Source organism: Streptomyces sp. NPDC002926 (assembly GCF_053591755.1).
This window is the reverse complement of the sequence record NZ_JBSFUK010000011.1, coordinates 16,364-37,284: the sequence shown is the minus strand read 5'-3', so window position 1 is coordinate 37,284 and position 20,921 is coordinate 16,364. Positions and strand designations below refer to the sequence as shown.

Below are 20,921 nucleotides of genomic sequence, written 5' to 3'. Positions count from 1 at the left end.
GCATGGCGGTGTTCGTCGCGCTCGGCGCGTTCCTGATGACGCTGTTCGGCGGCTGGACGGCGCAACGCGTCACCGACCGCCGCCACCTCGTACTCGGCCTGGCCGGCGGGCTGATGCTCGGCGTGGTCGGCCTGGACCTGCTGCCGGAGGCGCTGGAGGCGGCCGGCCACAAGGTGTTCGGGGTGCCGCAGGGGCTGCTGCTCTTCGTCGGCGGCTTCCTCGCGGCGCATCTGGTGGAGCGGCTGCTGGCCGTTCGTCAGGCGGCGCACGGGGCTGACGAGGCCGAGCGGGTGCCCCAGGTGGGGCTGACGGCGGCCGCGGCGATGGTCGGCCACAGCCTGATGGACGGGATCGCCATCGGCGCCGCGTTCCAGGTGGGCGGCGGCATGGGCGCGGCCGTGGCGCTCGCCGTCGTCACCCACGATTTCGCGGACGGTTTCAACACGTACACGATCACCAGCCTGTACGGGAACACGCGCAGAAAGGCGGTCGCGATGCTCGTCGCGGACGCGCTCGCGCCGATCGCCGGTGCGGCGTCCACGCTGCTGTTCACGCTGCCGGTGGAACTCCTCGGCAGCTATCTCGGCTTCTTCGCAGGCGCCCTGCTCTATCTCGCCGCGGCCGAGATCCTCCCCGAGGCACACCACGCCCACCCCGCCCGCTCCACCCTGCTGTGCACGGCGGGAGGCGTGGGCTTCATCTGGCTGGTGGTCGGCCTCGCCGAGTGACTCGCGGAGCGGCTCGGCGCGCCGGCAGGGTGGCGAACTCACAGCTTGCCTCCGCGGCCACCGTCGCGCGGCGCCGGCACGATCAGCGTCGAGAGGTACGGCAGCGGTTCCCCGGCAAGGTCCGCGGCCGGCCGGATCGACTCCTCGGGCAGTCCGAGCGCCGACCCCCACACCGCGCCCTCGGTCCGTCCCGTCTCGCGCAGCGCGTTGGCCACCTCCGCCGCGAGCCGCCCGAACTTGTACGCGACGACCGTGCCGGGACCTTCCAGGGCGTCCTTGAGCACGGCGGACCCCGCGGTCACGGGCACCAGGGTCAGCGGCTCGGTGCCCTCGGTGAGGACGGCGCCGCTGCGGGCCGCCAGATCCTGCATGGCGGTGATGCCGGGCACGGTCTCCACGGCGGTTCCCGGGACCAGTTCGGCGATGGTGTGCGCGAGATACGTGAACGTCGAGTAGACATTGGGATCGCCGATCGTCGCGAAGGCGACGGTTCCGTGCGCGCGCAGCAGCCCGGCCACCCGCTCGCCCGCGGCATCCCAGGCGGCCTCGCGACGGCCGCGGTCGGTGCGCTCGTTGAGCGCGAAGACGACGCGTACGACCTTCTCCGCGCCCACGTAGTGCAGGACGGTCGCCTCGGCGCGCCCGGGCTCACCCCCGTCCGTTCCGTCGGCCCCGGCCATCACAGGTACGACGACGGCATCGGCTTCCTGAAGCGCGCGCACGCCCTTCACGGTCACCAACTCCGGGTCGCCCGGCCCGACTCCGACACCGATCAGCCTGCTGCTCATGCTCCGCACCTCTCAGTGAAACTTCGTGCCATGCCGGGCGTGGCCGCCCAGTGCGTATGCAGATAGCTCGCGTGCACGCCCTGCTGTACGAATCCCTCCACACGCCGCTCGGGCCGGTGCATCCCCCACGCGGGGCCGGGCCCCGCGGCCGGCTCGATGACCGTGCGGTGGAACTCGTGCCCGTGCAGGCGTGTCCCGGCCGCCGCGAGGACGCTGTCGCTCACCGCGACGGCCTCCCGGTATCCGAGCGTGAGCCGCTCGTCCATCCGCGCCTCGGCGTCCAGGACACCGCACATCGGCAGTCCGTCCAGGGCGCGTGCGAGATACAGCAGCCCGGCGCACTCGGCGGCGACGGGCGCGCCGGAGTCCGCCAGCTCGGCGACGGCCTTGCGCAGCGCGTCGTTGGCGGACAGTTCGGGCGCGTACACCTCGGGAAAGCCACCGCCTATGACGAGCCCCGCCGTCCCTTCGGGCAGTTGCTCGTCCCGGAGCGGGTCGAAGGTGACGACGTCGGCGCCCGCGGCGGCGAGCAGTTCGGTGTGCTCGGCATAGGAGAACGTGAACGCGGGCCCGCCGGCAACGGCGACGACGGGCCGCTCGCGGCCGTTCGCCGGTCGCCCGAGAGGCTCGACGGGAGCCTGTCCGGCGCTCGAGGACATGTCCGGGGCGGGTACGGCATCCGAGGCGTTCCACGGCGCGCCCGGCAGCGCGGGCGCGCTCCGCGCCAGCGCGAGCAGCCCCTGGAGGTCACACCCCTGCCGTACCTGCTCGGCCGTCGCCGCCACGGAGGCCACCGCCTCCGCCCGCCGCTCGGCGACCGGCACGAGCCCCAGGTGCCGACTCGGCGTCCCCACCGAGCCCGCCCGCCGCAACACCCCCAGCACCGGCACCCCCGACTCGTCCAGCGCCTCCCGCAACAACTCCTCGTGCCGCTGAGAGGCCACCTTGTTCAGAATCACGCCCCCGATCCGCACCTGGGGATCCCAGGACGCGAAACCGTGCACCAGCGCCGCCACCGACCGCGACTGCGAGGACGCGTCCACCACCAGCACCACCGGCGCCCGCAGCAGCTTCGCGACCTGAGCGGTGGACGCCAGCTCACCGGCGCCCGCCGCACCGTCGTACAGCCCCATCACGCCTTCGACCACGGCCACATCGCAGCCGGCCGCGCCGTGCGCGAACAGCGGCGCGATCAGCTCCGTACCGCACAGATACGCGTCCAGATTCCGCCCCGGACGTCCCGTGGCGAGCGAGTGATAGCCCGGGTCGATGTAGTCGGGCCCGACCTTGTGCGGGGACACGGAGAGGCCCGCCGCGACGAAGGCCGCCATCAGGCCCGTCGCGACGGTGGTCTTGCCGCTGCCGGACGACGGCGCGGCGATGACGAGACGTGCTACCACTCGATGCCCCGCTGCCCCTTCTGACCGGTGTCCATCGGGTGCTTGACCTTGGACATGTCGGTCACCAGATCGGCGAACCCGACGAGCTCCGCCGGAGCGTTGCGCCCGGTGATCACCACATGCTGCGTCCCCGGCCGGTCCCGGAGCACCGAGATCACCTCGTCCGTGTCCACCCACCCCCAGTGCATCGGGTACGCGAACTCGTCCAGCACATACAGCTGGTACGTCTCGGCCGCCAGATCGCGCTTGACCTGCTCCCAGCCCTCGCGCGCCGCCTCCTCGTTGTTCAGCTGCTTGTCGCGCTGCACCCACGACCAGCCCTCGCCCATCTTGTGCCAGTCGACAGGACCGCCCTCGCCGGAGGCGCCGAGGACCTTGAGCGCGTTCTCCTCGCCGACCTTCCACTTCGCGGACTTGACGAACTGGAACACCCCGATCGGCCACCCCTGGTTCCAGGCGCGCAGCGCGAGCCCGAACGCGGCCGTCGACTTGCCCTTGCCGATGCCCGTGTGGACGACGACGAGCGGGCGGTTGCGGCGCTGGCGGGTGGTGAGCCCGTCGTCCGGTACGACGGACGGCTGTCCTTGCGGCATTACGCGGCCCTCCTGGCAGTCTGAACGTCCTTGACGAGTCCGGCGATGGAGTCGGCGTGCAGCTCGTCGAGTGTGACGGCGGTGCCGCCGAGATCGCCGGCCAGTGTGCCCGCAAGACCGAGCCGTACGGGCCCCCACTCGCAGTCCACGACGATCGCAGCCGTCCCTTCGGCGGAGTGCAGCCGCGCCGCGCGCGACGCCAGCGCCACCGGATCGACCCCGCCCGTCGCCCGCCCGTCCGTCACCACGACCAGCAGCGGCCGGCGCGACGGATCGCGCATACGCTCCACCCGCAGCACGTCGTGCGCCTTGAGCAGCCCGGCCGCCAGCGGCGTACGGCCGCCCGTCGGCAGCGTCTGAAGACGAGCGGCGGCCGCGTCCACCGACGAGGTCGGCGGCAGCGCCACCTCCGCGTCCTTCCCGCGGAAGGTGATCAGCCCGACCTTGTCGCGCCGCTGGTAGGCGTCCAGCAGCAGCGAAAGCACCGCGCCCTTCACCGCGCTCATCCGCTGCCGGGCCGCCATCGAACCCGACGCGTCCACCACGAAGAGCACCAGGTTCCCCTCGCGCCCCTCGCGGTTCGCCTGCCGCAGATCGTCCCGCCGCACCACGAGACCCCGGCCGCTGCGCCCGCGCGCCCGCTGGTGCGGGGCCGCGGCCTGCACGGTAGCCGCCAAGTGCAGCTTGGTGAGCGCGCCTCGGGGCCGCCGCGCCCCGGTCGTACGGCCCTGCTCCGTCCGCGCACGTGACCTGCGCCCTGCCGCGCCCTCGCCGAGACCCGGCACGCTCAGCATCTTCGTACGGAACGGCTCGGCGGCCCGTACGGCCTGCTGCTCACCGCCGCCGGCCTGCGGAGCGCCACCTTCGGCCGACTCCGCCTGAGCGGGCGTGTCGCCCTGTCCGGCATCGCCCTGCGGCGGCACGTCGGGGCCGCCCTGCGGCGGCTGCCCGCCCCCGCCGGGCCCGTCCGGATCCGGGTCCGGATCGTCGTCCCCGAATTCCTCCAGGGTCTCGTCGAGCTTGTCCTCGTCGAGACCGGGCGCGTCGAAGGGATTGCGCCGCCGCCGGTGGGGGAGCGCCAGCAGAGCGGCCTGCCGCACATCCTCGGCGAGCACCTCCGTACGCCCCGCCCACGCGGCGAGCGCGGTGGCGGTACGGGCCATCACGATGTCGGCGCGCATACCGTCCACCTCGAAGGCGGCACAGGTGGCGGCGATCTGCCGCAACGCGCCGTCGCCGAGCCGGACCCGGGACAGCAGGGCCCGCGCGGCGGCGATCCGGGCCCGTACGGCGGATTCCTCGTCGGACCACCGGTCGGCGAAACCCGCCGGATCGTCGTCGTAGGCGAGCCGCCGCCGCACCACTTCCACCCGCTGATCGGGTTCCCGCGAGGCCGCGACCTCGACGGTGAGCCCGAAACGGTCCAGCAACTGCGGCCGCAGCTCGCCCTCTTCGGGATTCATCGTCCCGACGAGAAGGAAGCGCGCGGCGTGCCGCACCGAGACGCCTTCGCGCTCGACGTACGACGCGCCCATGGCGGCCGCGTCGAGCAGCAGGTCGACCAGGTGGTCATGGAGGAGGTTGACCTCGTCCACGTAGAGAATCCCGCGGTGCGCGTCCGCGAGCAGCCCCGGTTCGAAGGCCTTCACGCCCTCGGCGAGTGCCCGCTCGATGTCGAGCGCGCCGACAAGCCGGTCCTCGGACGCCCCGACGGGCAGCTCGACCATGCGCGCGGGCCGCGCCACACCGCCGCCCGCCTCGTGCGGACCGTCGGGACACGCCGGGTCCGGCGACACGGGATCGCACGAGAACCGGCATCCGGAGACTACCGCGACCTCCGGGATCAACGCCGAGAGCGCACGTACGGCGGTCGATTTGGCGGTCCCCTTCTCTCCGCGCACCAGCACACCGCCGACCGCCGGGGAAACGGCGTTCAGCAGCAGCGCGAGCCGCAGGTCGTCCATGCCGACGATCGCGGTGAACGGGTAGGGCGTACTCACGAAGAAGCCTCCACATCAAGCCTGGTCAGCCCGGCAGGACCGGCCGGCGCCGGCGTTCGGGGACCGAAACCCGGGTTCGGGCTCCGGTTCGCCAAAGACGTCACGCGTCCCCCTCCAAGTCACCCTCGAGCTCCAGATACGTCGCCCGCAGCCGTTCCAGCGTCTCCGCGTCCGGCTCCGCCCACAGTCCACGGTCCGCCGCCTCCAGCAGCCGCTCCGTAATGCCCCGCAGCGCCCACGGGTTGGACTTCTGCATGAACTCCCGGTTCTCCGGCGCGAAGACGTACTCCGCCGAGAGCTTCTCGTACATCCAGTCGTCGACCACGCCCGCCGTCGCGTCGTAGCCGAACAGGTAGTCCACCGTGGCGGCCATCTCGAAAGCGCCCTTGTAGCCGTGCCGCCGCATCGCCGCCATCCAGCGCGGATTGACCACCCGCGCCCGGAACACCCGGTGCGTCTCCTCGCCCAGCGTGCGCGTCTTCACCTGGTCCGGCGTGGCACTGTCACCCACATACGCCTCGGGCGACTCACCGGTCAGGTGCCGCACCATGGCGACCATGCCGCCGTGGTACTGGAAGTAGTCGTCCGCGTCGACGAGATCGTGCTCCCTGGTGTCGACGTTCTTCGCGGCGACCGCGATCCGCCGGAACGCCGTCTCCATGTCCCCGCGCGCGGCCCGTCCTTCGAGCCCGCGCCCGTAGGCGTAACCGCCCCACACCGCGTACACCTCGGCCAGGTCGGCGTCGCTGCGCCAGTTCCGCGCGTCGATCAGCGGCAGCAGCCCCGCACCGTAGGCCCCCGGCTTCGAGCCGAAGATCCGGGCCGTGGCACGCCGCCGGTCGCCGTGCTCGGCGGTGTCCTCGTCGGCATGCGCCCGTACGTAGTTGGACCCGGCCGGCTCGTCCAGTTCGGCCACCGCCCGTACCGCGTCGTCGATCAGCCCCACCACATGCGGGAAGGCGTCCCGGAAGAAGCCGGAGATACGCACCGTCACATCGATGCGCGGGCGGCCCAGCTCCGCGGCCGGCACGATCTCGAAGCCGGTGACCCGCCTCGACGCGTCGTCCCAGACCGGCCGGCAGCCCAGCAGCGCCAGGATCTCGGCGATGTCGTCGCCCTGGGTGCGCATCGCGGATGTGCCCCACACCGTCAGGCCCACCGACCTGGGGTACTCACCCGTGTCCGTGAGATACCGCGCGACGAGCGAGTCGGCCAGCGCCTGGCCGACCTCCCACGACAGGCGGGACGGAATCGCCTTGGGGTCTACCGAGTAGAAGTTACGGCCGGTCGGCAGGACATTCACCAGTCCGCGCGTCGGCGACCCGGAAGGACCGGCCGGCACGTAACCGCCGTCCAGCGCCAGCAGAATATGGTCGATCTCGTCCGTCGTCCTGGCCAGCCGCGGCACGACCTCCGCGCAGGCGAAGCCCAGCACGGCCACCGCGTCCGGGCACGGGGACACGGAGGGAGCCACCCCGGAAGGCCCGGCACTGCCCAGCACCTCGGCCACGAGACCGGCCACGGCGGACACCTCCCAGCCGCGCTCCTCCATCCCCTCCGCGAGCCGCCGGCACAGCTGTTCCAGCAGATCGATCGCGTCGGCACCGGTCCGCGCGGGTCCGTCGACCAGCTCCGTGAGCTCCACCGGCACCTTCACCGGCGCACCCGGCTCGCCGAGCAGCTCCTTCTCCACCAGTCCGAAGTGTTCGGCGAGACAGGCCCTGAGCCCCGGCAGAGCGTTCGCCGTGCCGCCCCACACCTGCGAGGCGCGCAGCACGGCCAGTACGAGATTGACCCTGGCCTCGGCCTCCGGGCCGCCGCCCAGGATGTGCAGACCGTCCCTGATCTGAACGTCCTTGATCTCGCAGAGATAGCCGTCGATGTGCATGACGAAGGAGTCGAACTCGCCGTCGTCCGGCTGCTCGTCCACATGCAGATCGTGATGCAGTTCGGCGGCCTTCACCAGCGTCCAGATCTGCGCCCGTACAGCCGGGGCCTTCGTCGGGTCGAGATCGCTGACGAGTGCGTACTCGTCGAGCAGCTGCTCCAGCTTGGCCAGGTCGCCATAGGTGTCGGCACGCGCCATCGGCGGCACCAGATGGTCCACGACGGTGGCGTGACCGCGGCGCTTGGCCTGGGTGCCCTCGCCCGGGTCGTTGACGATGAAGGGGTACACCAGCGGCAGTTCGCCGAGCACCGCGTCAGGACCGCAGCCCGCCGACAGCCCGAGCCCCTTGCCCGGCAGCCACTCCATGGTGCCGTGCTTGCCCATGTGCACGATCGCGTCCGCGCCGAAGCTGTTGTCCAGCCAGCGGTACGCCGCCATGTAGTGGTGCGACGGCGGCATATCGGGGTCGTGGTAGATCGCGATCGGGTTCTCGCCGAAGCCGCGCGGCGGCTGGATCATCACGACGACGTTCCCGAACTGCAAGGACGCCAGCACGATCTCGTCGCCGTCGATGTACAGGCTGCCCGGCGGCTCGCCCCAGTGCGCCAGCATTCCGTCGCGCAGCTCCGGCTCCAGCTTGTCGAACCAGGCGCGGTAGTCGGCGAGCGGCACGCGCGCGGGCGCGGCGGCCAGCTGCTCCTCGGTGAGCCACTCCACATCATGACCACCGGCGTTGATCAGCCGGTGGATCAGCTCGTCGCCGTTGTCCGGATGGCCCTCCACGGCGTAACCGGCGTCGCGCAGCGCGTCCAGCACCCGCACGGCAGACGCCGGGGTGTCGAGACCGACGGCGTTGCCGACCCGCGAATGCTTGGTCGGGTAGGCGGTGAAGACGAGCGCGAGCTTCTTCTCGGCGTTCGGCTTGTGCTTCAAGAGGGCGTGGCGTACGGCGATTCCGGCGACGCGCCCGGCCCGCTCCGGGTCGGCGACATACACCGGTACATCGTCCGGGCCCTGCTCCTTGAAGGAGAACGGGACAGTGATGATCCGGCCGTCGAATTCGGGGATCGCCACCTGCATCGCCGCGTCCATGGGGGACAGGGCCGCGTCCGAGGCCTCCCAGACGGCCTTCGACGAGGTCAGGCACAGTCCCTGCAGCACCGGCACATTGAGCTCGGCGAGCGCGCCGATGTCCCAGGCCTCGTCGTCCCCGCCGGCACTGGCGTCGCTCGCCCGCGTACCGCCCGCCGCCAGCACCGTGGCGACCAGCGCGTCGGTCCTGGCCAGCAGCTCGTACAGCTCCGGGTCGGCACCGCGCAGCGAACCGCAGTACACGGGCAGGGCGTTGGACCCGCGCGCCTCGATCGCATCGCACAGCGTGTCGACGAAGCCGGTGTTCCCGGAGAGCTGGTGCGCGCGGTAGAAGAGCACGCCGACGCTCGGCCGCCCCTCCACATACGCACGCGCGCCGTGCACGCCCCACTCCGGCATCTTCCGCGGCTCGGCACTGTGCCTGTTCTGCGCGGCTTCGGCACGACCGTGTCCGGCCAGCAGCACGTCCTCGGTGAGGAAGCGGGCCAGCTCGACGAGGTTCCCGGGACCGCCCTCGACGAGATACCGCAGAGCCTCCGCGACCGCACCCGCATGCACGGACGACTCGGCCATCAACTCCGCGTCGGGCACCGCCTCGCCGCCCAGCAGCACGGTCGGGATACCGGACGCCTTGAGGGCCGCGAGCCCGTCCTCCCAGGCCCGCTTACCGCCGAGCAGCCGCACGACCGCGACGGACGCGCCCGCGATGAGCGCGGGCAGCTCCTCCGCCACATCGATACGGGTGGGATTGCCGATCCGGTACGGCGCGCCGGAGGCCCGGGCCGCCAGCAGATCCGTATCGGCGGTGGACAGCAGCAGCACGGTGCTCTCGGTGCTCATGGCGCTCCAGGTGCGATGAAGGGAAGTCCTGAGGGTGCGCCCGACTCGATCAGCCGCAGCAGCGCATCCGTATCCGCGTGTTCTTCGATGAGGTCGCCGAGGCGGTCCAGCTGCTCCTCGCGCAGCGCCCCGAAGGTGGTGTCGGGCGCGGGCACGAACCGCCGGCCCGCGGCCCGGGCGACGTCGCGCAGGTACGCCCGGCGGAAGCCGTCGCTCTCCAGCGATCCGTGCCAGTGCGTACCCCGGACGGCACCGACCCGGCAGCCGTCCAGGCTCCGTCCGTCACCATCGGAGATGAAGGTGTCGCCGCCGAGCACATCGGCGACGCCGTGATGGATCTCGTAGCCCTCCACGCGCTCACCCAGCGCCTCGCCGACCGGCCGGGCGAGGGTCTTCTCGCGCGCGAACCGCACCCGTACGGGCAGCAGTCCGAGCCCCTGGACACGGCCCGCCCGGGACTCGACCTCGTCCTCGATGTGCTCGCCGAGCAGTTGGAAACCGCCGCAGATACCGAGCACAGGCCGCCCCTCGGCAGCCCTGCGCGCCAGCGCGTCGGCCAGCCCGCGCTCCTTCAGCCACGCCAGGGCCTTGACCGTGCCACGGGTTCCCGGCAGGACCACCAGGTCGGCGTCGACGAGCTCCTCGGGCCGGTCCACGAACCGCACCACGACACCCGGCTCGGCGGCCAGCGCGTCCACGTCCGTGAAGTTGGACATCAGGGGCACGGCACAGACCGCGACCCGCAGCACGTCCTCGCCCACGGGTGGCGCGACCACCGACTCCCGTACCGCGCCGCGCAGCGAGACCCGCAGCCCGTCCTCCTCGTCGATGCCGAGCCCGTGCGCGAACGGCAGAATCCCGTACGTGTGCCGACCGGTCAGCCCGCGCAGCATCTCGATACCGGGCTCGAGCAGCGACACATCGCCGCGGAACTTGTTGACGATGTACCCGGCGACGAGCGCCTGATCCTCGGCGCTGAGCAGCGCGGTGGTCCCGAAGAACGAGGCGAATACCCCACCGCGGTCGATGTCTCCGACCACCAGCACCGGGAGCCGTGCCGCTCGCGCGATGCCCATGTTCACGATGTCCGTACGCCGCAGATTGATCTCGGCCGGGCTGCCCGCCCCCTCGCAGATCACGGCTTCATACGTGCCCCGCAGCTCCTCCAGGCACTCCACGACGGTCCCGAGCAGCGCCTCCTGCCGGCCTCCGCGCAGTGTCCTTGCCGGCGACCCCGCGGCTGACTGCGGCTCCGCCGCGGGCCCGGACCCCCCGAAGAACCCCCGCGCACTGAGTTCGCCCACCGGCTTGCCCATCAGCACGACCTGACTGGACCGGTCGCTGCCGGGCTTGAGCAGCACCGGGTTCATCAGCGCGCTCGGCTCCACGCGTGCGGCCTGCGCCTGCATGGCCTGCGCCCGGCCGATCTCCGCGCCCTCGCGCGTCACGAACGAATTGAGCGACATGTTCTGCCCCTTGAAGGGCGCGACCTTCACTCCCCGCCGTACCAGCCACCGGCAGATCCCGGCCGTGACGACGCTCTTGCCCGCGTCGGACGTCGTCCCCGCGATCAGCAGCCCGCCGCCTCTGTGCCCGCTCATCCCCGCCCCTCTCCCGCGCGCCGCGCGCGCAGTGCGTGACCCGCGAGGCGGCCCGCCGCGCAGGTCGCCAGTGTCAGCCAGCCGACGCGGCGCGAGAGCCGTACGGCGCGTTCGATGTCGCCGAACTCCACCGGGCGCCCGCCGGAGTTGAGTACGGGACGGTGCTCGACCCGGCCGCCGTACGAGAGGGTTCCGCCCAGCCGTACGCCGAGCGCACCCGCGAACGCGGCCTCCACCGGGCCCGCGTTCGGGCTCGGGTGCTTCTTCGCATCGGCCCGCCAGGCCCGTACGGCCCCGCGAGCGTTCCCGCCCGCGAGTACCGCGAGTGCGGCTGTGAGCCGGGCCCCGGGCCAGCCGGCCACATCGTCGAGCCGCGCCGAGGCCCAGCCGAACCGCCGGTACCTGGACGACTTGTGCCCGACCATCGCGTCCAGCGTGTTGACGGCACGGAACCCCACCAGACCGGGCACGCCGGCGAGAGCGCCCCAGACCAGTGCGCCCACCACGGCGTCGGAGGTGTTCTCGGCGACGGACTCGACGACGGCGCGCGCGATCTGCCGCTCGTCCAGCGCCTGCGGGTCGCGCCCGCACAGATGCGGCAGGCGCTCCCGCGCCACATCCACGTCTCCGGCGGCGAGCGCGCCGCCGATGGCCCGTGCCTCCCGGCCCAGCGAGGTCCCTCCGACGACGGCCCACGTGGCCGCGGCGATCAGCGCGACGGATGCGCGGCCGCGGCCCCGTGCACCGCGCGCGAGAAGCGCTGCGGCACCCGCGGCGCCACCGGCGCACACGACGGTGTGCAGCGCGCCCCAGCCGCGGTGGTCACGCCACAGGACATGCTCGACAGCGCCCGCGGCCCGCCCGAACGCGGCGACCGGATGGCCTCGGCGGGGGTCGCCGAGCAGCAGGTCGCCGGCCAGGCCGGCGGTGGCGCCGTACACGAATTCACGGTCGGCACGCATGGGTTCAGGCCGACGCTTCGCCTCGATGGACCCTTGTACTCACAGCAGGAACTGAACCGCAGCCGGGCATGGCGATATGTCCTCACTCAGGGTGTCCGCGCCCTGGTTCGACGTGATCGGCGGTGAGAGTTCCTGGCTTCCGGGGATTGCTCCCCGGTGACAGTGGCGGGACCGCGCCGGATTCGCACCGGCTTCCTCTTCTGCCGCCGTAGATGGCCCCGGCAGTCCACCACGCTGCGAGAACGACCGTCAACTTGCCTTTGACCTGCGGTGCAAGAGTGTGTTGGGGCACACATGGGGGCCGGATCCTCCTACGTGTCGAAAACGGGCCGTACCGCCGTTTCGCCCGCGACGGAAAAGCCGGGCCGGGTCACCCGAAGGGGTGCCCGGCCCGGCCTGTGAAGCGGTTGTCGAAAGCCCGGTGGAACTGTGCCGTCAGGTGACGATCAGATAGATCCCGTACGCCACGGCCGCCGCGCACAGCGCGAAACAGGCGTACGCGCCGGTGCGTGCCAGGGCGGCGGAACCGCCCTGCGCGGTCGCCGACTCCTGCTTGGTCAGGCCCACGACGCCGAGGGTGAACACGCCCACCAGGGCGACGGTGGCGACGAGGCTCACGCCGAAGACGGAACCGAGAGCTGCCCAGTCGATACTCATGCTGATCTGTCCTTACACCGTGGCCGGCTGGGTCGGCTCGGAGTCGGCGGAGGCCGGAGCCGGGATGGTGGTCTTGAAGTCCTGCGCGGGCGTGCCGGCCGGCGGCGGGGTGACGGCCGCGATGGCGGTGGTCACGACACCCGCGGGCTCGGCGTCCGGCGCGGTGACGTTGGTGTGGTCGACCACCTGCCGACGGGAGATGAACCAGATCGCGGCGCAGGCGCCGATCAGGAAGGCCGCGACGACCGCGACACCCCAGTCGCCCTGCTTGGTCACGAACTCCGAGCCCGCGGCGACCAGGCCCGCGGCCGGCAGCGTCAGGCCCCAGGCGACGAACATCCGGGTGGCGGTGGACCAGCGGACCACGCCGCCCTTGCGGCCCAGGCCCGCACCCATCACGGCGCCGGAGCAGGAGTGCGTGGTCGACAGCGAGAAGCCGAGGTTGGAGGAGGCGAGGATGACGCTGGCCGCGCTGGTCTGGGCGGCGAAGCCCTGCTGCGGCTGGAGGTCGGTGAGGCCCGTGCCCATGGTGCGGATGATGCGCCAGCCGCCGAGGTAGGTGCCCGTCGCGATCGCGAGACCGGCGGAAAGGATGACCCACATCGGGGGGTTGGAGCCGGGGGAGAGGACACCGCCGGCGACGAGCGCCAGCGTGATGACACCCATGGTCTTCTGGGCGTCGTTGGTGCCGTGGGCCAGCGAGACCAGGCCCGCGGACGCGATCTGGCCGGAGCGGTACCCCTTCGAGGTGGCCTTCGCGTCGGCGTTCTTGCCGATCTTGTACGTCAGCCGGGAGGCGAGGAACGCCGCGAGGCCGGCGACCAGCGGTGCGGCGATCGCCGGAATCAGCACCTTGGTGACGACCGTGCCGCCGTTGACGCCGCTGACGCCGACCGAGGCGATGGTGGCGCCGACCAGACCGCCCATGAGGGCGTGCGAGGAACTGGACGGCAGGCCGATCAGCCAGGTCATCAAGTTCCAGAGGATGGCGCCGACGAGCGCCGCGAAGATGACTTCGGGTGTGATGCCTGACTCGGTGACGATGCCGCTGGAGATCGTCTTGGCGACCTCCACGGACAGGAACGCGCCGACGAGGTTGAGCGCGGCGGACATGGCCACCGCCGTCTTGGGTTTCAGAGCGCCGGTCGAGATGGTCGTCGCCATCGCGTTGGCGGTGTCGTGGAAACCGTTCGTGAAATCGAACACGAGAGCTGTCACGATCACAATCGCGAGCAGCAAGGTGATGTGTTCCATTTACCCAGGCAATCGTTTGACGTCAGTGGCTCGGCGAACGTAGTTAATCTGGATGAACGGAAGATGAACTGGGACGGGCTTTGCGGTGTCCGCAAGTGAGGAACCGTCACTCCGCTTGTCGATCGCCGCGACAACGGTACGGGCGGTGCCACGAAAGGCGCCTTTTATGGCGAATTGCGTGATATCCGTCACTGCGGCCTCTGTGGCGGCGCGGCCCCGCCTGACAGGATCACCGCATGACCGATCAGGTGCGGCAGGACGCGATCGAGCGGGCGTGGGAAGACCTCGTGGCCACGGCCCGCAGAACGGCGGCGGAAGGCCTTGTCGTAGGCACCTCGGGCAATGTCTCGGTACGGGTCGGCGGGCTCGTCCTGGTCACCCCGAGCGGAGTGCCCTACGACCGGCTCACTCCCGAGGACGCCGTCGCCGTCGATCTCGACGGGAACCAGGTCCTCGGTGATCTCGCCCCCACCAGCGAGCTGCCGCTGCACCTCGAGGTCTACCGGAACACCGGTGCCGTCGCCGTCGTGCACACCCACGCCGTACACGCCACCGCCGTCTCCACCCTCGTCCCCGAGCTGCCGCTCATCCACTACATGGCGGCCGCCCTCGGCGGCCCGGTCCGGGTCGCCGCCTACGCCCTGTACGGAACGGAGGAGCTGGCCGAGAACATGCTGAGCGCCCTGCGGGACCGCACCGGCTGTCTCCTCCAGAACCACGGCACGGTCACCTACGGCGACTCCCTCGACCAGGCCTACGACCGCACCGCTCAACTGGAGTGGATGTGCCGGCTCTGGCTCACCGCCGCAGCGGTGCCCGGCTACTCGCCCACCCTGCTCTCCGGGGCCCAGCTGCGTGAGGTGGCGGACAAACTCCAGAGCTACGGCCAGCCCCGCTGACGCCCGGGACGCGCCCCGCCGCCCGGGGCCGCCCGGGTCGCCTCCACCCCGGAGACCTCCGCCGCCACTGGCGGCCCCCGTCCACTGGCCGCGCGGCGCGCGGGTGCCGACACTGGAACGGTGCGCCCGGCAACAGCGACGGCAGTGGCCGTCACCACTCTGATCGGTGTCGGCGCGGCCGCGATAGCGGCCGGCCGCTACGCAAGCGACCTCGCGCTCAAGACGCCGCCCGGCCGGCCCCTGCCCGGTGACCCCCGGCTCACCGTGCACGCCACGACCCCGGATCGGGTGACCCTGACCCGCAGCCTCGCCTCGCTGCGCCCCGGTACGTACGGTCTCGAGGGCCCGGCCGTCCACGCGGTCGTCGGCGCCGTCCTCGGCGATGTGCCGCACGCCGCCGACACCGTCGTACGCCGCCTGGAACGCGTCAGCCACGGCAGTCTGGAACCGGGCACCCGGGTGCGGCTCACCCCGCAGGTGTACAGCGGCGACCCGGACAGCGCACTCGGCCTCAAGTACAGCGATGTCGACATCCCGGGCGAACTGGGCGGGCTGCCCGCCTGGTTCGTGCCCGGCGCCCGCGACACCTGGGTGATCACTGCGCACGGCCTGGGCGCCACCCGGGAACACCCCATGAACATCATGGAGTTCCTGCATGTCCACCGGTTCCCGGTGCTCGACATCGGCTACCGCGGAGACGTCGGCGCCCCGAGGTCCCCGGACGGGCTCGGTCACCTCGGCGACTCGGAGTGGCGCGACCTGGACGCCGCCATCCGCTACGCCGTGCGCTACGGCGCCCAGCACGTCGTCCTCTACGGCTGGTCCACCGGCGCCTCGATGGCCCTGCACGCCGCGGCCAACTCCGCGCTGCGCGACCGGATCAGCGGACTCGTACTGGACTCACCGGTCCTCGATTGGGAAGCCACGCTGCGCAATCTGGCCGCCGCCCGTGGCACCCCAGGGCCGCTGCTGACGCTCGCCGTCAGGGCGGCGCAGGGCAGAACAGGACTGCACGGCGACCGGCTGCTCGAAGCCGCGGACCCCGACACGATGCGCGTACCGACGCTGATTTACCACGGCCCGGACGACGACCTCGCGCCGTGGTACCCGTCCCGCGAACTCGCTGCCCGCCGCCCGCAACTGATCAGCCTGCAGACGGTCCCGCACGCCCCGCACGCCGCGATGTGGAACGCGGACCCGGTTCGCTACGAAGAGGCCCTTCGCCGGTTCCTCACCCCCTTGATGTAGCACCTCGTGAGTCGACGGGTCATCCATGCCGGACGGCCGCCCCGTCCGGCCGACCAGGTTCCGTTTGGGCTTTCGGGCTGTCAGCGGGAAGACTGCCCCCCGTGACGTCCCGAAAGCCTGATGAGCAATTGGCGCGCAACTCCAGACTCCGTCTTGTCCGCTCGCGATCGCTGGCCACCGCACGGCGGGCCGTGACTGCCCGGCGCACCCGGACCGCCCCGCGGCCTCCCGAGGGCACACCGGCCCCCGCCGAGCTCGCCCGCCAGGCGCGGGCGGTCCTCGCCGATGCCGTACGGATCGCCCGCTGGGCCGCCGTCGAACGGGACCCCAGCACCGCGCCGCTCGCCGACCGCGCCCAGGACCGGGCGGCGGCCGACCTGGAGTTGACCCCGCTCCAGGTACGCGCGGGCTGGGACCGCGCCCGCCTCGCCGGCCTGGTCGAGCTGCACGGCGACACCGCGCGCCCCGGCTGGCGGCTGCGCGCCTGGGACCGTGACGACATGGCCGTACTGCGTGGCTGGGTCGCCCTCTTCGACGCCTGGTCGCTGGTCCACCCCGCGCCCGACGATGTCGCCCCCACGGCGGTCGCCGAGGTCGTCGAGGCCGTCCCCCAGGTGCTCTCCCTGCTCCAGCTGTCGGCCGGACCCGTGCTGGTACCGGTCCTGCTCGACCTGCTGCAGCAGCGCGTCGTGGAACTGCGCGAGGAGCGCTGCGAGGTCGCCCATGGTCCTCAGTCCGTATCACGGGATGTCGTCGCCGGGCCGGAGACCGGGACCGACTCCGGGACCGAGCCCGACGCCGGGTCCAGGTCCGGATCCGACCTCAGGGCCGGATCCGACCTCGAGCCCCGGCGGGACGTTCCCGTCTCCCTCCTTCTCGACTGGGCCCTGGCGGGACTGTCCGCCGTCGGCGCCCTGACCCTGGACAAGGGCCGGTCCGCCACCCTCACCCCGCTCGGCAACTGGGCGGTCTGGGTCAAACTCGAGCAGATCTGCGTCGCCGCACAGAGCCCCGCCGGCAATATCGAGCAGCCCGCCGAGGACATGCTGCGCGGCTGCGCCCGCCTCACCCCCGGCCCGGCCCGCGCCGAGTACCGCGCCTGGCTCGCCGCCCGCACCGTCTCCAGTGCGGTCGCCGAGCTCCTGGGCGTCGCGCGTGGCGAGGACGCCCTGCTGCGCGGACTCGCCTTCGAGGCACTGCGCGTCGTCGGCGCCCCCGCCGAGGCCGACGTCCGCGCGGCCGCCGACGAGCCTTCGCTGCGCCCTTACGTCCTGCTCTGGCTCGCCGAGTATGAGGGAGCGGACCCCGAGGACGCCGCCGAGGTCCTCACCCGTGAGGAAGCGACCTGGCTCTGGGTGGACACCGCGGCGGCCGTCGCCGACCACGGCGAGCCCCAGCTGCTGCTGCGGCATCTCGACTCCGCGGTGCAGGGCACCGTCCCCGCACTGCTCGACGAGGTCCGGGCCGGCGGCCACCCCCGCACCGTCCAGGTCCTGGTCGCGCTGGCCGCCGCACATCCGGACCCGGCCCTGGCCAAGGCCGTGCGGCGGGCGGCGTTCCAGGTGCACACCGGAGGCGTCTAGCGCGAACGCGGCGAGCGGCGGGGGAGGCTAGGACTCCTCCGCCCCCGGTGCGTAGGTGCCGAAGCTCCACACATTGCCCTCGATGTCGCGCGCCATGTAGTCACGCGCGCCGTAGGCCTGGTCGGTCGGCGGCATCACGATGTCCGCGCCGTGCTCGACCGCATGACCGTGATGTGCGTCGACATCGTCGACATGGACGAACACACCCGTCGGCCCGCCGCCCTCCATCAGCTTGTCGAACTCGCTGCCGGTGCCTCTGCTGCCCAGCATGACCATGCCGTTGCCGAAGGTCAGCTCGGCGTGCATCACCGCACCCGCCTCGTTCTCGTACACCGCGTGCTCGGCGAAGCCGAAGGCCTCGGTGAGCTGCTTGATCGCGGCCTTCGCGTCCGTGTACACCAGCGTCGGACAGATGCTCGGTGAATCCGACATCTCGGTCACTCCTTCATGCTCGACGGTAGGGATGTGATCCGCGTCTCAGTCTTGCACCGGCCACTGACAACGCCCGGCAGTCGGGCGCTCAGGCGAAGGTGTTGCACCGGGCCATGTCGCCCGTGCGGAAGCCGTTGGAGAACCACTGCCGGCGCTGCGCCGCCGAGCCGTGCGTCCAGGACTCCGGAGCGACCCGCCCCTGGAGCTTCTCCTGGATCCGGTCGTCGCCGACCGCCGCCGCCGCGTCGAGACCGTCCTCGATGTCCGCCGCCGTCAGCGTGGTCAGCAGCGGCCGCCCGGTGACCTCGTCGGGCGTGGTCGTCGCATGGTGCGCCCACACCCCGGCGTAGCAGTCCGCCTGCAGCTCCGCCCTCACGGCATTGCTGTTGGCGCCCGGTCGCCCGTCCTGCGCCCGCCGCAGCGTGCCCATCAGGTTCTGCACATGGTGGCCGTACTCATGGGCCACCACATATGCCTGGGCGAACGGACCGCCGCCCGCCCCGAACGTGGTCCGCAGGTCGTCGAAGAAGCCGAGGTCCAGATAGACCTTCCGGTCGCCGGGGCAGTAGAAGGGGCCGACCGCCGAGGTCGCGGTCCCGCACGCCGTGTCCACCCGGCCCGTGAACATGACCGTCTGCGCGTCCGGGTATCGCCACTGGCGCCGCCGGAATTCGGCCCGCCAGTAGTCCTGCACGCTGTTCACCACCGCGACGATCCGGCAGTCATCCCGCTTGTTGGCGTCCGAGCCGCGCTTGCACGCCTGATCGACCTGCGCCTGCGACGAGGCCGTCGCCGCCGGGTCGGAGTCGCCCGACGACAGCCCGAGCTCGTCGGGCCCCACCCCGAAGAACAGCCCCAGGATCAGTGCGATGAGGCCGGCGACGCCGCCGCCGATGGTGGCCTTCCCGCCGGGAACGCGGCTGCCCCGCACATCCCGGACCTCCGAAGTGTCCAGATCGGCGTCGTCGTCGAACTGCATGGGCCACCACCCTCCGCTCCACGACGGCGGCAGCCCGCCGCCCTGCGCCGAGTATCGATCACGCCGGTGCCGCCCGCCCCTTTTGCCGTACGGTTACAGGACCCGTGGCCCACGGCCCCTGCGCCCGCCCGCCGACACGGCGCCATCCCCGCCTTCGGCGGCCGCTCCGAGGGCGCAAACCACTTGCACGGCCCCGTTAGACTGGTTCGTATGGCAATTCTCCTTGCGCACTAGACGGCGTCGAAGCTCCCACGTCCGTCCCTTCCGCCGTCCATACCGCCCTGGAGACTTTCCGTGATCAACGCTTCCGGCATCGAGCTGCGCGCCGGCGCACGCATTCTTATCGAGTCCGCTTCCTTCCGTATCGCCAAGGGCGACCGCATCGGCCTGGTGGGCCGCAACGGAGCGGGCAAGACCACGCTCACCAAGTGCCTCGCGGGTGAGGGCATCCCCGCCGCCGGCACCATCACCCGCTCCGGCGAGGTCGGCTACCTCCCGCAGGACCCGCGTACGGGCGACCTCGACACCCTCGCCCGCGACCGCATCCTCTCCGCCCGCGAGCTCGACTCCGTGCTGAAGAAGATGCGCGAGAACGAGGAGCGGATGGCGAACGGCAAGGGCGCCACCCGCGAGAAGGCGATGAAGAAGTACGAGCGGCTGGAGACGGAGTTCCTGACCAAGGGCGGTTACGCCGCCGAGGCCGAGGCCGCCACCATCGCCGCCGCGCTCGGACTGCCCGACCGGGTGCTCGGCCAGCCGCTGCATACACTCTCCGGCGGTCAGCGCCGCCGCGTCGAGCTCGCGCGGATCCTCTTCTCCGACGCCGACACCCTGCTCCTCGACGAGCCCACCAACCACCTCGACGCCGACTCGGTCGTCTGGCTCCGGGATTACCTGAAGAGCTACCGCGGCGGCTTCATCGTGATCTCCCACGATGTCGACCTCGTCGAGACGGTCGTCAACAAGGTCTTCTACCTGGACGCCAACCGCTCCCAGATCGATGTCTACAACATGGGCTGGAAGCTCTACCAGCAGCAGCGCGAGGCCGACGAGAAGCGCCGCAAGCGCGAGCGTCAGAACGCCGAGAAGAAGGCCGCGGCCCTCAACTCCCAGGCCGACAAGATGCGCGCCAAGGCCACCAAGACCGTCGCCGCGCAGAACATGGCCAAGCGCGCCGAGCGGCTGCTGTCGGGCCTGGACGCGGTACGGGTCTCCGACAAGGTCGCCAAGCTGCGCTTCCCCGATCCCGCGCCCTGCGGCAAGACCCCGCTGACCGCGGAGAGCCTGTCCAAGTCATACGGCTCACTCGAGATCTTCACCGATGTGGACCTCGCCATCGACAAGGGCTCACGCGTCGTCATCCTCGGGCTCAACGGCGCGGGCAAGACGACACTGCTGCGGCTGCTCGCGGGCGTGGAAACGCCGGACACCGGAGAGGTCACCCCCGGGCACGGTCTCAAGCTCGGCTACTACGCGCAGGAGCACGAGACTCTCGACCCGGACCGTACGGTCCTGGAGAACATGCGCTCCTCCGCGCCCGACCTCGACCTTGTCGCGGTGCGCAAGACGCTCGGCTCCTTCCTCTTCTCCGGCGACGACGTCGACAAGCCGGCCAGGGTGCTCTCCGGCGGCGAGAAGACCCGTCTCGCGCTGGCCACCCTGGTCGTCTCGTCCGCCAATGTCCTGCTTCTCGACGAGCCCACGAACAACCTCGACCCGGCCAGCCGAGAGGAGATCCTCGGCGCGCTGCGCACCTACAAGGGCGCCGTCATCCTCGTCACCCACGACGAGGGCGCGGTCGAGGCGCTGGAGCCGGAGCGGATCATCCTGCTGCCGGACGGGGTCGAGGATCTGTGGGGCGCGGACTACGCGGATCTGGTGGCGCTCGCCTGATCCGGGCCGGGGCCCGGGCGCAGGACCGGGCTGCTCTGCTCCTGATCCGCCGCTGATCCACTCCGTATGGATCATTCGGCTCAC

Annotated in this window: 16 protein-coding genes and 1 riboswitch; of the genes, 5 read left to right on the top strand and 11 right to left on the bottom strand. The window is 71.8% G+C overall.

What is annotated here, in order from left to right:
* Nucleotides 1-2 precede the first annotated feature (2 nt).
* Nucleotides 3-728, top strand: a complete 726-nt coding sequence (locus ACWDZ6_RS19040) for a ZIP family metal transporter (RefSeq protein ID WP_451503788.1) — start codon at nt 3-5, stop codon at nt 726-728.
* 38 nt (nt 729-766) lie between these two features.
* Here the strand turns inward: ACWDZ6_RS19040 and cobI are convergent, their stop codons facing one another.
* The 9 genes from cobI to ACWDZ6_RS18995 form a co-directional block, all read right to left on the bottom strand.
* Entirely contained in the window at nt 767-1,516 is a 750-nt protein-coding gene (cobI, locus tag ACWDZ6_RS19035; RefSeq protein ID WP_451503787.1) for a precorrin-2 C(20)-methyltransferase, read from the bottom strand.
* Nucleotides 1,513-2,916, bottom strand: a complete 1,404-nt coding sequence (locus ACWDZ6_RS19030; protein WP_451503786.1) for a cobyrinate a,c-diamide synthase — start codon at nt 2,914-2,916, stop codon at nt 1,513-1,515. Before ACWDZ6_RS19030 ends, cobI begins: the two co-directional genes overlap by 4 nt.
* Nucleotides 2,910-3,509: a cob(I)yrinic acid a,c-diamide adenosyltransferase gene (cobO, locus tag ACWDZ6_RS19025; RefSeq protein ID WP_326649084.1), complete on the bottom strand. Its 600-nt coding sequence runs from the start codon at nt 3,507-3,509 to the stop codon at nt 2,910-2,912. Before cobO ends, ACWDZ6_RS19030 begins: the two co-directional genes overlap by 7 nt.
* Nucleotides 3,509-5,509 (bottom strand): putative cobaltochelatase, encoded by a 2,001-nt coding sequence (locus ACWDZ6_RS19020; RefSeq protein WP_451503785.1) that lies wholly within the window; start codon nt 5,507-5,509, stop codon nt 3,509-3,511. The genes cobO and ACWDZ6_RS19020 overlap by 1 nt, the downstream gene beginning before the upstream one ends.
* 100 nt (nt 5,510-5,609) lie before the next feature.
* Nucleotides 5,610-9,329 (bottom strand): cobaltochelatase subunit CobN, encoded by a 3,720-nt coding sequence (gene cobN / locus ACWDZ6_RS19015; RefSeq protein WP_451503784.1) that lies wholly within the window; start codon nt 9,327-9,329, stop codon nt 5,610-5,612.
* Complete coding sequence (locus tag ACWDZ6_RS19010) at nt 9,326-10,930, bottom strand: cobyric acid synthase (protein WP_451503783.1); 1,605 nt, start codon at nt 10,928-10,930, stop codon at nt 9,326-9,328. Before ACWDZ6_RS19010 ends, cobN begins: the two co-directional genes overlap by 4 nt.
* Entirely contained in the window at nt 10,927-11,892 is a 966-nt protein-coding gene (locus tag ACWDZ6_RS19005) for a cobalamin biosynthesis protein (RefSeq protein ID WP_451503782.1), read from the bottom strand. The genes ACWDZ6_RS19010 and ACWDZ6_RS19005 overlap by 4 nt, the downstream gene beginning before the upstream one ends.
* Nucleotides 11,893-11,999: 107 nt before the next feature.
* Nucleotides 12,000-12,138, bottom strand: a riboswitch (cobalamin riboswitch).
* 189 nt (nt 12,139-12,327) lie between these two features.
* Nucleotides 12,328-12,549: a hypothetical protein gene (locus ACWDZ6_RS19000; RefSeq protein WP_366733364.1), complete on the bottom strand. Its 222-nt coding sequence runs from the start codon at nt 12,547-12,549 to the stop codon at nt 12,328-12,330.
* Between the two features lie 12 nt (nt 12,550-12,561).
* On the bottom strand, nt 12,562-13,803 hold the full coding sequence (locus tag ACWDZ6_RS18995) for an inorganic phosphate transporter (RefSeq protein WP_351452501.1): 1,242 nt from the start codon (nt 13,801-13,803) through the stop codon (nt 12,562-12,564).
* A gap of 236 nt (nt 13,804-14,039) precedes the next feature.
* Here ACWDZ6_RS18995 and ACWDZ6_RS18990 point away from each other — a divergent pair, with 236 nt between their 5' ends.
* The 3 genes from ACWDZ6_RS18990 to ACWDZ6_RS18980 all read left to right on the top strand — a co-directional run bounded on the left by ACWDZ6_RS18990 (nt 14,040) and on the right by ACWDZ6_RS18980 (nt 17,533).
* Nucleotides 14,040-14,702 carry a class II aldolase/adducin family protein gene (locus ACWDZ6_RS18990; RefSeq protein WP_406732494.1) on the top strand — a complete coding sequence of 221 codons (663 nt, stop codon included), beginning with the start codon at nt 14,040-14,042 and terminating at the stop codon, nt 14,700-14,702.
* Between the two features lie 120 nt (nt 14,703-14,822).
* Entirely contained in the window at nt 14,823-15,950 is a 1,128-nt protein-coding gene (locus ACWDZ6_RS18985; RefSeq protein WP_451503781.1) for an alpha/beta hydrolase, read from the top strand.
* A 101-nt stretch (nt 15,951-16,051) separates the two neighbouring features.
* The gene (locus tag ACWDZ6_RS18980; RefSeq protein WP_451503780.1) at nt 16,052-17,533 is read left to right on the top strand and encodes a hypothetical protein; all 1,482 of its coding nucleotides are present in this window, start codon (nt 16,052-16,054) and stop codon (nt 17,531-17,533) included.
* A 27-nt stretch (nt 17,534-17,560) separates the two neighbouring features.
* Here ACWDZ6_RS18980 and ACWDZ6_RS18975 read toward each other — a convergent pair whose 3' ends face one another.
* Complete coding sequence (locus ACWDZ6_RS18975; RefSeq protein WP_451503779.1) at nt 17,561-17,965, bottom strand: VOC family protein; 405 nt, start codon at nt 17,963-17,965, stop codon at nt 17,561-17,563.
* A gap of 88 nt (nt 17,966-18,053) precedes the next feature.
* A complete protein-coding gene (gene ypfJ, locus ACWDZ6_RS18970; protein WP_451503778.1) occupies nt 18,054-18,944 on the bottom strand; it encodes a KPN_02809 family neutral zinc metallopeptidase in 891 nt (296 codons plus the stop codon).
* A 294-nt stretch (nt 18,945-19,238) separates the two neighbouring features.
* Here ypfJ and ACWDZ6_RS18965 point away from each other — a divergent pair, with 294 nt between their 5' ends.
* Complete coding sequence (locus tag ACWDZ6_RS18965; RefSeq protein WP_451503777.1) at nt 19,239-20,837, top strand: ABC-F family ATP-binding cassette domain-containing protein; 1,599 nt, start codon at nt 19,239-19,241, stop codon at nt 20,835-20,837.
* Nucleotides 20,838-20,921: the final 84 nt, after the last annotated feature.